The organism is Clostridium sp. 1001283B150225_161107_B6, from assembly GCF_015556325.1.
Lineage (GTDB): Bacteria > Bacillota > Clostridia > Lachnospirales > Lachnospiraceae > Enterocloster.
Genome location: NZ_JADNMD010000009.1, coordinates 40,431 through 52,563 on the forward strand (window position 1 = coordinate 40,431; position 12,133 = coordinate 52,563).

The 12,133-nt window shown below is 49.5% G+C and carries 10 protein-coding genes and 1 riboswitch; of the genes, 8 read left to right on the forward strand and 2 right to left on the reverse strand.

What is annotated here, in order from left to right; all coding sequences use genetic code 11:
- The first annotated feature begins 2 nt into the window (after nucleotides 1-2).
- The 7 genes from I2H39_RS19125 to adhE all read left to right on the forward strand — a co-directional run bounded on the left by I2H39_RS19125 (nucleotide 3) and on the right by adhE (nucleotide 10,259).
- Nucleotides 3-983, forward strand: a complete 981-nt coding sequence (locus I2H39_RS19125; protein ID WP_138310292.1) for a nucleoside hydrolase — start codon at nucleotides 3-5, stop codon at nucleotides 981-983.
- 43 nt (nucleotides 984-1,026) lie between these two features.
- Nucleotides 1,027-1,944: an EamA family transporter gene (locus I2H39_RS19130; protein ID WP_138310291.1), complete on the forward strand. Its 918-nt coding sequence runs from the start codon at nucleotides 1,027-1,029 to the stop codon at nucleotides 1,942-1,944.
- The gene (locus I2H39_RS19135; protein WP_195627307.1) at nucleotides 1,941-2,648 is read left to right on the forward strand and encodes an HAD family hydrolase; all 708 of its coding nucleotides are present in this window, start codon (nucleotides 1,941-1,943) and stop codon (nucleotides 2,646-2,648) included. Before I2H39_RS19130 ends, I2H39_RS19135 begins: the two co-directional genes overlap by 4 nt.
- Nucleotides 2,645-3,826 carry an iron-containing alcohol dehydrogenase gene (locus tag I2H39_RS19140; RefSeq protein WP_195627308.1) on the forward strand — a complete coding sequence of 394 codons (1,182 nt, stop codon included), beginning with the start codon at nucleotides 2,645-2,647 and terminating at the stop codon, nucleotides 3,824-3,826. Before I2H39_RS19135 ends, I2H39_RS19140 begins: the two co-directional genes overlap by 4 nt.
- A 149-nt stretch (nucleotides 3,827-3,975) precedes the next feature.
- Complete coding sequence (locus I2H39_RS19145) at nucleotides 3,976-5,820, forward strand: 5'-nucleotidase C-terminal domain-containing protein (RefSeq protein WP_195627309.1); 1,845 nt, start codon at nucleotides 3,976-3,978, stop codon at nucleotides 5,818-5,820.
- A gap of 120 nt (nucleotides 5,821-5,940) precedes the next feature.
- A riboswitch (SAM riboswitch) is annotated at nucleotides 5,941-6,071 on the forward strand.
- A gap of 140 nt (nucleotides 6,072-6,211) precedes the next feature.
- Nucleotides 6,212-7,399 carry a methionine adenosyltransferase gene (gene metK / locus I2H39_RS19150; protein WP_195627310.1) on the forward strand — a complete coding sequence of 396 codons (1,188 nt, stop codon included), beginning with the start codon at nucleotides 6,212-6,214 and terminating at the stop codon, nucleotides 7,397-7,399.
- A gap of 247 nt (nucleotides 7,400-7,646) precedes the next feature.
- Nucleotides 7,647-10,259, forward strand: coding sequence for a bifunctional acetaldehyde-CoA/alcohol dehydrogenase (adhE, locus tag I2H39_RS19155; RefSeq protein WP_138310286.1), 2,613 nt, complete (start codon nucleotides 7,647-7,649; stop codon nucleotides 10,257-10,259).
- A gap of 90 nt (nucleotides 10,260-10,349) precedes the next feature.
- On the opposite strand, the gene I2H39_RS19160 is transcribed toward adhE, so the two are convergent.
- Nucleotides 10,350-10,610, reverse strand: a complete 261-nt coding sequence (locus tag I2H39_RS19160; protein ID WP_138310285.1) for a helix-turn-helix transcriptional regulator — start codon at nucleotides 10,608-10,610, stop codon at nucleotides 10,350-10,352.
- A 134-nt stretch (nucleotides 10,611-10,744) separates the two neighbouring features.
- Between I2H39_RS19160 and I2H39_RS19165 the strand changes: the two genes are divergently transcribed.
- Nucleotides 10,745-11,005, forward strand: coding sequence for a hypothetical protein (locus I2H39_RS19165; RefSeq protein ID WP_138310284.1), 261 nt, complete (start codon nucleotides 10,745-10,747; stop codon nucleotides 11,003-11,005).
- A 133-nt stretch (nucleotides 11,006-11,138) separates the two neighbouring features.
- On the opposite strand, the gene I2H39_RS19170 is transcribed toward I2H39_RS19165, so the two are convergent.
- Complete coding sequence (locus I2H39_RS19170; RefSeq protein WP_138310283.1) at nucleotides 11,139-12,128, reverse strand: WYL domain-containing protein; 990 nt, start codon at nucleotides 12,126-12,128, stop codon at nucleotides 11,139-11,141.
- Between the last annotated feature and the right edge of the window lie 5 nt (nucleotides 12,129-12,133).

The following is a 12,133-nucleotide window of genomic DNA, read 5'->3' on the forward strand; positions in this document are numbered from 1 at the left end:
ATATGAGCGATAAGAGAAAAGTAATACTGGATTGTGACCCTGGTCATGATGATGCCTTTGCCATCATGCTGGCGGCGGCCCATCTGGACCTGCTGGGAATCACCACCATAGGCGGAAACTGCAGCCTGGAGAATGTCACAAAAAATGCGCTGAAGGTACTGGAGGTTATTGGACGGGAGGATATCAAGGTATATCCGGGCCATTCCTGTCCTCTGGTAGCGCCTTTGGTGACAGCGCCCCAGTTTCACGGACCTACGGGAATGGATGGTCCGGTGCTTCCTGAGCCGTCTGTTAAGGCCCAGGATAAACACGGAGTTGATTTTATGATTGAGACAATCATGAATACAGACGATGTAACCCTGATTGCCACCGGTCCCCTCACCAATATAGCGGCAGCCATCAACCGGGAGCCCGGAATCGTGGAGCGTGTCCGTGAATTAAGCATCATGGGCGGTTCCGTCACATACGGCAACTGGACGCCGGCAGCTGAGTTTAATATATTCGTGGACCCGGAGGCAGCGTACAGGGTGTTTAATTCGGGAATGCACGTAAAGATGTGCGGTGTCAACCTGACACGCCAGTGTTTCCTGGTACAGAAGCATGTGGATGAATTTTACCGGATAGGAACAAGAAGCGCTGTGTTTGCAGCACAGCTGGTAGAGTACTTTATGGACGCAACTGAGAAGAATGCCAGCCTGGCCGGAGCCAATATCCATGATGCGTGCGCGGTGGCGTGGCTGATTGATGATACCCTTATAAAAGGTGCCCCCATGCATATAACAGTGGAGTTAAAGGGGGAATTCACAAGGGGAATGACGGTTTGCGATTACCGGCATCTGCGGGGACCGGAGCCTGAGATTGACCTGCACAGGGAACCCACCATGGACTTCAGGGGGGAACAGCCCAATGCAGAGGCTGGTCTTACATTGGATTTTCAGGGATTTACAGAACTTCTGAACAGGACACTGGCCTGTTATCCGTAATAAGCACATAAAAATATTGCGAAAAGGATAATGAGGTGTTCAGATGAAGTCTAATAAATATACACTGCTAGGGATTATAACCATCATTATATGGGGAACCAGCGCTGCATTTACAAAAAATCTGAGTTCCGGCCTTGGTCCTTATACGGCAGCGGCAGTGGTTAATTTAATCGGAGGAGCTGTGGTGGTCGCCCAGCAGCTCCTCGCCAACGGAGGAACCGCGCAGTATAAGGGAGCGCCTCCTAAATACTGGATTATCTGCGGAAGTTTATTTGTTATCTACACAGCTGCCTCCTATATCTCCATGGAGATGGTTCATACGGAGGCAGAAATCATGACCATGGTGCTGATTCGGTTCTTATGGCCTCTGTTCACCCTGGTTCTCACCATTCCTATACTGAATAAAAAAGCCAGCCCATGGCTGACAGCCAGCGTAGCGGTCAGCCTGTGCGGTATCATCATAGCCAAAATGGGCGGAAGCATTCACAATCCCCAGGCATTTTTACGGGATATTCTCAGCGGAAACTGGATGGCATATCTGATGGGGTTCATTGTGTCCCTGTCATGGGCCTTTTACACCAATCTCACAAAGAAATACCTGGGACAAAAGCCGGTGGACGGCGTGGGAATATACATGATTATGTCTGCCCTGATACTGGGCGGTATTTCCGTATTCCTTCCTGAGCCAAGGAATTTTACGCCCAGGCTGGTATGGGAAATGCTGTACCAGGCCATTGCGGTGTCCTGTATTGCCAATGTGCTGTGGACCATTTCCATAAAAAAGGGAAATATGCTGGTGGTCGTGCTGGCTTCCAATTTCCTTCCCATCATATCCACGGTCATAACGGCCTGGATGCTGGGACTCAGCATTACGCTCCCTGTCATTATTGGCGCATTACTGGTAGTGGCCGGCACGCTTTGGAGCAAATGGTGTTTTGCCGCAAAGGAGAAATTTAGATGAGAACAAAGAGAGCGGACAGTGTGATTTTTGATTTTGACGGTGTCATAGCAGATACCATAGAGGATGTGTGGGCGTCGGTGGAATATGCCTCGGAAATAGTGGGGGGCATTATGGACCGGGATTTTATGAAGGATACGTCCCATGTGGCTCTCCCGGAAGAGGAGCTGTTAAGGCATGTAAGGCCCTATCCCGGAATAGAAAAACTGGAAGCATTCTGCAGCGCTGTCAGAATCCATTACAGGACCATGAATCCCTTTGAAAAGACAAGGCTGTATCCGGGGCTGGAGGAAATATTCCATGACCTGGAAATGCATGGCATACCATGGACCGTGGTCACTTCAAAGCCCCGGGAGGCATTAAGGCGCCTTCTTAAGGTAAAGGGATGGGAACAGCTGATTCCGGTTTCCTATTCCCTGGATTCCATACCGGGAGCTGATAATAAGGCGTCTGTGTACAGGTATCTCATGGGGGGAATGTTTGCATCCCGGCAACCGGTTTGTGTCGGCGATACCTGGACCGATATAACGGCTGCCAGAAGCTGCGGTTTGCCTGTGATTGCTGTTTTATACGGGGATGGAAATACAAAGGCGCTTCTGGCGGAACATCCGGACTGTACAGCGGATACGGGATGGAAGCTCAGGGAGATTCTGGGACAGGTGCTGTATGAAAGGAAAAGGGAGAAAGGGAGTGCAGTGGAAATATGATAAGGGATTTTGATTTTTGTGTGAATACGGAATTTATATTTGGGCGGGAAGCACACCGCAGGGCTGGGGATAAACTGAAGCAATTGGGGATAAAACGTCTGCTGATTCACCATGACGGTGGACCGTATCTGTATGATACAGGTCTTTTGAAGGATATTAAGGAGGATATGGAGCGATGCGGCATCCAGGTATGGGAACTCTCCGGCGTCAAACCAAATCCGCGTCTGGACCTGGTTTACCAGGGAATCCGTCTGGTCAGGCAGGAAGGAATCCAGTTTATCCTGGCCATCGGAGGGGGAAGCGTCATTGATTCATCCAAGGCCATCGGGGCAGGGGCGCAGTACGAAGGTGACGTATGGGATTTCTTCTCCAAAGGATTACGCGTGGCCAGGTCCCTGCTAGTGGGAGTCGTGCTTACATGCCCTGCCACGGGCAGCGAGTCAGGGGATGTGTGTGTGATTAACAATACGGGAACAGGGCAAAAGCTGCTGACCAGCTCCCAGGCCCTGCGGCCTGTGATGGCCTTTATGAATCCCCTGCTGACAACCAGCCTGCCGCCGTTTGTTACGGCCTGTTCTGTTACGGATATGTTTTCCCATGTGTGTGAACGGTATTTTACTCCGGACAATGAAATCGGGGTGATTGACCGTATGGCGGAGGGAATTCTTAAGACGCTGGCAGAGGCAGGACCTGCCCTGGTGAAGGAACCGGACAGCTACCGGTACAGGGCGGAGGTCATGTGGATAGGAACCATTGCCCACAATGATACGGTTGGAATCGGCCGGATACAGGACTGGGCCACTCATGAGATAGGAAATGAGCTGAGCGCTCTGTATGACACACCCCATGGAGTTACCTTAAGCGTAATCATGGGGTCATGGATGAGGTATGTGTATAAAAACCATGTGGACCGGTTTGCCAGATACGGGTATGAGGTGTTTGGAATCTCCAGGGAGTACGGCCCGGAGGAAGCTGCATATAAGGGGATTGAGGCCACCGAGGCATTCTTCCGGTCCATGAGGATGCCTGTCAGCCTCAAAGAGGCCGGAATTGGGGACTGCGATATGGAAGACATGCTGGACCATATGAATTTCAGGAATGGAAACCAGACAATCGGGGGACTGGAACCGCTGACACGCCGGGATGTACGGAAGATACTGGAAATGGCCAGGGGATGAGAGTCCGGTGAATCAGAGGAAAGGAAACAGCAGGAGACGAATGCGGCGTGCCTGCTGTTTTTTATGGTTTTTTACTGGAAATGTGATATGATGGCTGTATGATATACGTTGTGTAAGGTTTGACGGAGTAGGGGAAAAGGAGGAGAATCATGAAGTACAGGAGCTATAAATGGCTGCAGGGTTTGTTTCTTGCAATTGTCCTGGCCGCAGCAGCCGTGACGGGCCTGCCTCTGACAGGCAGTCCAATGACAGCCCTGGCAGCGGACAGGGATATTGTGGTGCTGTATACCAATGATGTCCACTGCGGGGTGGATGACAACATCGGCTATGCCGGTCTGGCGCTGTACAAGAAGCAGATGCAGCAGCAGACCCCTTATGTGACCCTGGTTGATACCGGGGATGCCATTCAGGGGGCGCCCATTGGCACGCTTTCAGACGGCGGTTATCTGATTGATATTATGAACTACGTGGGATATGATTTTGCGGTTCCGGGCAATCATGAGTTTGATTATGGAATGTCCAGGTTCCTGGAGCTGGCCGGTAAATTAAACTGCGGGTATTATTCCTGCAATTTCTTACATACCGCCACAGGAGCGCCTGTGTTTGCTCCATACAAGATGTTTGTATACGGGGATACCCAGGTGGCATTTGTGGGAGTAACCACGCCGGAAAGCTTTACAAAATCCACGCCTGCATATTTCCAGGACAGCCAGGGAAATTATCTGTATTCCTTTTGCGAGGATGAGAGCGGACAGAGGCTGTACAGTCAGGTACAGGCCAGTGCGGATGCAGCCAGGGCAGCCGGAGCTGATTATGTGGTTTTGGCAGGCCATCTCGGGGAAAACGGTATTACCCGGAAGTGGTCATCCGTCAGTGTGATTGCCAATACAACGGGAATTGACGCATGTATTGACGGCCATTCCCATGAGACTGTACCGTCTGAGAACATAAAGAATAAGAATGGACAGAATGTGGTCCTGACCCAGACAGGAACCAAGCTGAATCATATTGGAAAGCTGACCATATCTGCCGACGGTTCCATCCGGACTGAGCTGGTATCCAAGGTGCCTGCCGCGGACCTGGCCAGTGAATATACGGTAAAGGACCATGATTCCCTGAGCAGGATTGCAAAAAGGGAGCTGGGAAGCTACAGCCGCTGGATTGACATTTATAACAGCAACCTGGATAAGATAAAGGATGCTGACGTAATCCCTGTGGGACTTAAGCTTGTGATTCCCGGCCAGAGCGTTATCAATGAGGACGGAAAGGCTGCGGATTATGGAACCATCCGGTTCATCCGGTCCATTGAGAACCAATACAATGAGACATTAAAGACTGTTCTGGGCACCACATCTTACGAGCTGACGGTCAATGACCCTGCCACAGGGCAGCGCAGGATCAGAAATGCAGAAACCAATCTGGGGGATTTGACAGCGGATGCCTACCGTGCGGAGCTGGGGGCTGATATCGGACTCAGCAACGGAGGAGGAATCCGGAGCATTATTAAACCGGGTAACATTACCTATAACGACACCCTGGCCGTGTTCCCTTATGGAAATATGGGATGTGTCATCGAGGCAACGGGACAGCAGATTAAGGATGCACTGGAAATGGCGTCCAGGAATTATCCGGAAGAGAGCGGCGGTTTCCTTCAGGTGTCCGGTCTGACCTACACCATTGACGCATCTGTTAAATCAGGTGTCCGGACAGACGACAAGGGGAATTTTACCGGTGTGTCAGGCGCTTACAGGGTAACGGACATCAAGGTGGGGGGAGAGCCCATTGATTTGGCCGGTACATATACCGTGGCGTCCCATAACTATATGCTGAAACAGGGCGGTGACGGCATGACCATGTTCCGGGGATGTAATGTAATCCGGGATGAGGTCATGGTGGATGTGGATATCTTATCTTCCTATATAAGGCGGATGGGAGGTTTTGTGACATCTGAGTATGGGAACCCGGCCGGCCAGGGGAGGATTACCATAAGGTAAAATCAGGATGGGAAGGCAATGGCAGAACGGGCAATGATAAATTTTAGTATTGACATATATATATAATTGCTATAAGATATGGAAGGTAACACATTTTACAATTAAAGAGTTCGTAAATATCCCTTATTCAGAGTGATGGAGGTACAAAGGACCTGTGAAGTCACGGCAACCCCGGTTGAGTATATCGGCATGATATGCGAAAGGGCCGGAAGGTGCCAGCCTGAGCGAGGAGTATGCTGGTAGGATAAAGCATGCTTGGTCGAGCAATAAGAGGATTTGAAGATTTATAGATATTTTCAAGTCCGCAATTGCTGCGGACTTTGTTTTTTGTAAATGGTTGATGTTACAGCTGCTGTTAATCATTTATCTGAACAAGAAGGAGAGATTAAAAATGGAGAGAAGACTTTTTACATCTGAATCCGTAACAGAAGGGCATCCGGATAAAATGTGCGATGCCATATCCGATGCGATTTTGGACGCATTGATGGAGCAGGACCCAATGAGCCGTGTGGCATGCGAGACAGCTACCACCACAGGACTGGTTCTTGTCATGGGAGAGATAACCACCAACGCCTATGTGGATATTCAGAAGCTGGTGCGCGAGACCGTGCGTGAGATTGGATATGACCGTGCCAAATATGGTTTTGACTGTGATACATGCGGTGTCATTACGGCCATTGACGAGCAGTCCCAGGACATTGCAATGGGAGTGAATAAGGCGCTGGAGGCAAAGGAAAACAAGATGTCCGACCAGGAGCTGGACGCCATCGGAGCAGGAGACCAGGGCATGATGTTTGGTTTTGCCACCAATGAGACAGAGGAATTCATGCCGTATCCTATTTCCCTGGCCCACAAGCTGGCAAAGCGCCTTACGGATGTCCGCAAGAACGGCACGCTTAAGTATCTCCGTCCGGACGGCAAGAGCCAGGTAACGGTGGAGTATGATGAGAACGACAAGCCGGTCCGTCTGGATGCCGTGGTATTATCCACACAGCATGATGAGAGCGTGACCCAGGAACAGATTCATGCGGACGTGAAAAAATACATCTTTGACCAGGTGCTTCCCCAGAATATGATAGACGAGAACACAAAGTTCTTTATCAATCCTACGGGACGCTTTGTAATCGGCGGACCCCAGGGGGACAGCGGGCTGACCGGCCGTAAAATCATCGTTGACACCTACGGCGGTTATGCGCGTCACGGCGGCGGCGCATTCTCCGGAAAGGACTGCACCAAGGTGGACCGCTCTGCTGCATATGCAGCCCGCTATGTTGCCAAAAACATCGTGGCGGCCGGCCTGGCTGATAAGTGCGAAATCCAGCTGTCCTATGCCATCGGGGTGGCCCATCCTACCTCCATCATGGTGGATACCTACGGAACCGGTAAATTGAGCAATGAGAAGCTGGTGGACATCATCCGTTCCAACTTTGACCTGCGTCCGGCCGGAATCATAAGGATGCTGGATTTGCGCCGTCCGATTTATAAGCAGACAGCTGCTTATGGTCACTTTGGCCGCAATGATTTGGACCTGCCCTGGGAGCGGCTGGATAAGGTGGAATTGTTAAAAAGTTATCTATAAGTTTTATGTTTTTAGTTGCAGCTATCCTCTACAGCCAACAGAGGATAGCTGTTTTTTTTTTCCTCCTAAAAAAATTATAAAATCTTTCATTTATATATTGACATTTTTTTAACGAAGGTATATAATGCAAACAGTGAGATTGTTAATTAATTATCAATACAAATTAAGCAGCAATTTAAAATGACTTGACAGGCAGGTACAGCCTAAATGTACTGAAACAAACACAAGGAAAATGGAGGATAAGGAAATGGCAAAGAAAATCGAGCAGGTTGTTCCGGAAATCATTGACAGCGTAGACGGACTGAATGCAAAAATGAATGCAATGCGCGAAGCGCAGAAAGCTTTTTCTACCTTTACACAGGAGCAGGTAGACAAAATCTTCTTTGCAGCAGCAAGCGCGGCTGACAAAATGCGTCTTCCACTTGCAAAGATGGCAGTTGAAGAGACCGGCATGGGCGTGGTTGAGGATAAGGTTATCAAGAACAACTACGCAGCAGAGTATATCTACAATGCATACAAAGACACCAAGACAGTTGGTGTAATTGAGGAAGATAAGGAATACGGCATTAAAAAGATTGCCGAGCCAATCGGCCTGATTGCAGCTGTTATTCCTACCACCAATCCTACTTCCACAGCTATCTTCAAGACACTGATTGCCTTAAAGACACGCAACGCAATCATCATTTCCCCACATCCGCGTGCCAAGAACTGCACCATTGCGGCAGCCAAGGTGGTTCTGGATGCAGCTGTTAAGGCCGGCGCACCGGAAGGTATCATTGGATGGATTGATGTTCCTTCACTGGAACTGACCAACGAGGTAATGAGGGATGCCGACCTGATTCTTGCAACAGGCGGCCCCGGCATGGTTAAGGCTGCTTATTCTTCAGGAAAGCCTGCACTGGGCGTTGGCGCCGGCAATACACCGGTTATCATCGACGACACGGCAGATATTAAGATGGCAGTTAACTCCATCATTCATTCCAAGACATTTGACAACGGTATGATTTGTGCTTCCGAGCAGTCCGTAACGGTTCTGGAATCCATCTACAACGACGTCAGAAAAGAATTTGAATACAGAGGCTGCTATTTCTTAAAGCCGGGCGAAATTGATAAGGTCCGCAAGACCATTATCGTAAACGGCGCCCTGAATGCCAAGATTGTGGGACAGAAGGCAGCAACCATTGCCAAGCTGGCAGGCGTTGAGGTTCCAGAGGATACCAAGATTCTGATTGGCGAGGTTGAGTCTGTTGACATCAGCGAAGAGTTCGCACATGAGAAACTGTCTCCTGTACTGGCTATGTATAAGGCCAAGACATTTGACGAGGCCCTGGACAAGGCAGAGCGTCTGGTGGCAGACGGCGGCTACGGCCACACCTCATCCCTGTATGTGAATGTAAATGAAGAAGAGAAGATATTAAAGCATGCAGCGAGGATGAAAACCTGCCGTATTGTAATCAATACTCCTTCTTCCCACGGCGGCATTGGTGACCTGTACAACTTCAAGTTAGCTCCGTCCTTAACACTGGGCTGCGGTTCCTGGGGCGGCAACTCCGTATCTGAGAACGTTGGGGTCAAGCACTTACTGAATATCAAGACCGTTGCTGAAAGGAGAGAGAACATGCTGTGGTTCCGTGCACCTGAGAAGGTTTACTTTAAGAAGGGCTGTCTGCCTGTAGCATTAAAAGAGCTGAAGGACGTTTTAGGTAAGAAGAGGGCGTTCATCGTAACAGACTCCTTCCTGTATAAGAACGGATACACCCATGTCATCACAGACCGTCTCAACGAGATGGGCATCACATATACCGTATTCTCCGATGTACAGCCTGACCCCACACTGGCCAATGCACAGGCAGGCGCCAAGCTTATGAGGGAATTTGAGCCGGATGTAATCCTGGCCATGGGCGGCGGCTCCGCTATGGACGCAGGCAAGATTATGTGGGTGCTGTATGAGCATCCGGAAGTGGATTTCATGGATATGGCCATGCGCTTCATTGATATCAGAAAACGTGTATACACCTTCCCGAAGATGGGTGAGAAAGCATATTTCATCGCTGTTCCCACTTCTTCCGGTACAGGTTCCGAGGTTACCCCGTTCGCGGTTATCACGGACCAGGAGACAGGCATCAAGTATCCTCTGGCAGATTACGCACTGCTGCCGAACATGGCAATCGTTGATACAGACAACATGATGAGCCAGCCAAGAGGCCTGACCAGCGCATCCGGCGTTGACGTACTGACCCATGCACTGGAGGCATATGCATCCGTCATGGCTACCGACTATACAGACGGCCTTGCACTGAAGGCCATGAAGAATGTATTTGATTACCTCCCAACCGCTTACAATGAGCCTGCAAATGTTGAGGCCCGTCAGAAGATGGCGGACGCTTCCTGTATGGCCGGTATGGCATTTGCCAATGCATTCCTGGGCGTATGCCATTCCATGGCCCATAAGCTGGGCGCATTCCATCACCTGCCACACGGTGTTGCAAATGCACTGCTGATTTCCCTGGTAGTTGATTTTAATGCGGCTGAGAATCCGCGCAAGATGGGCACATTCTCACAGTATCAGTATCCTCATACCCAGGAAAGGTATGCAGAGTGCGCAAGGTTCTGCGGAATCCAGGCAAAGGATGATGCTGAGGCAGTCCAGAAGCTGATTGTCAAGATTGAGGAGCTTAAGAGGACTGTTGGCATTAAGTCCTGCATCAAGGATTACGGAATTGATGAGAAAGACTTCTTAGACAGGCTGGACGACATGGTAGAGCAGGCATTTGATGACCAGTGTACCGGCGCTAACCCAAGATATCCGCTTATGAGCGAGATTAAAGAAATGTATTTAAAAGCATACTACGGTAAATAATTCGTACCCATTGCGGGTAAATACCTTTATCCTTTGTGTTTGGAACAGGCCGTCTGTCGTTTGACAGGCGGCCTGTTCATGTCATTCCGGTTATTGTATATCCTTGGGATTCAGTGTGATGCCCTCAAAAAATGATTCATAGTTAATGTTAAAGATTTCTCTCATGGCAACCAGCTCGGAGATTCGAATATTGTAAGTGCCGCCTTCTATCTGGGAATATATGCTGCGTGAAATATTGAGCCCCATCAGCTGCATCTTTGCAGTGACCTGCTCCTGGGTAAGGTGTGACTGCAGGCGGTATTTTCGGATGTTTGGCCCTATCCTTAAATCCTGCTTTAATTTTTGTTCCATGGCTTCCTCCGGAATATGCAATAAATAGGTTGCATTTCCTTGATTTTACGACAAATGTCATATATAATTGCAATGTATAGATTGCACAGCAGAAATTGGAGATATACATGCAGAAAGTAGAATAGGAGTTTCGTATGATGCCAGAAAAATCCCAGGGGGGGCTGTTGGCCAGATTGCAGAATCTATCAGGCTGCCAGTACCTTTCGGACCTTCACAGTCCGTTTTATATAGACGATATTATATATGCCGTTCGAACGGTCAGCATATCATCTTATTCCATGGGGGAATGGGAGGAAGCCTTCCGGTATATTACGGGTGTCAGAATGGAATTCAGGAGTAAGGATGAACTGATTAAGAATCTGATTTTAAGATTAGAGGAAAACAGGGAGCTTTAGAGGAAGTAAAGAGCTTTAAATGAAAACAGGGAGCTTTAAACGAAACGGATGCTGCCGGCGGTCCGGGTGTATAAAACAACACCCGGGCTGCCAGGACAGCATCCATTTTTTATTTCTTATATTGTATCTGTTTTTACGTGATTTCCCCGTAGAGCAGCTCATGCTGTCTCCTGACCCGTTTTTGAATCTGCCTTATAAAGGAGGGCGGACCCAGTACGCGGACCACAGGTCCAAAGGATAGGATATCAATGAGAAGTTCTGTCTCATCCGCCAAATCATAGTAAATGGAGCAGACCCAGCATTTCTTATCCTCATCATACTCCGTGTGCTTCTCATAGTTGGCAAAATGCAGCATGCACCGTTCCAGTGAGTTGCGCTCACCGCTGATTTCCAGTACCACTGGGTTTGCAGCCTTCTGGACCGGTTGGAATGAACGGGCTTTTAAGTCCGGCGGGCATGGCCTGGAGGTCACGTGGCAGTCCTTTATACGGCCTAAGTTCAGTATGGTGTTGCGGCTGAAGGTTTCCCGGTGGAGCTGGAGGCAGCAGAGACGGAATTTGTCATCCTTGGAGGAATACTGAAGCTGGTAAGGCGCAGTTTCAAAGGAGTGGACACGGCCGTGCTTTCCCTCATAGGCCACCAGAAGGATACGTTCCTCCCTGAGCGCCTTAAGAATGGCCTGGAAATGTTTCCTGTAGTCGCCGGAAGCATAGGAATCCCCGTCTCTGTAGCGGTCATAGTAGTAAAAGTTTTCCTCCTGGTAAAGAGAGGAGCAGGCGCCTAATTCACGGTCCAGAAGTCCTATCTCCCGGTCAGTGAAAAACAGCCGGAAACGGGGGTCCTGCATAAGGGATTTAAGCCATGCCTTTTGGAGATTCGTAAGAGGGATAGCCGGGACGGCATGGCCCAGCCGGGACGTAAAGGTATGTTTGTCCTTCTCATCCAGAAGGGCCCATGTGCCGTCCGTCAGTTTGGGAATAATGGACAGGGAGCTTTCCTGGAAACCATAGACACGGCAGATATCCTCCATGTCCTGCCTGGTTATGGGGTCACGCCCGGCTCTGTCCAGTATGTGGCGGACTACATTGTAATAGCAGCTGTAGATTTTGTGAAATAATTCCATGGTTT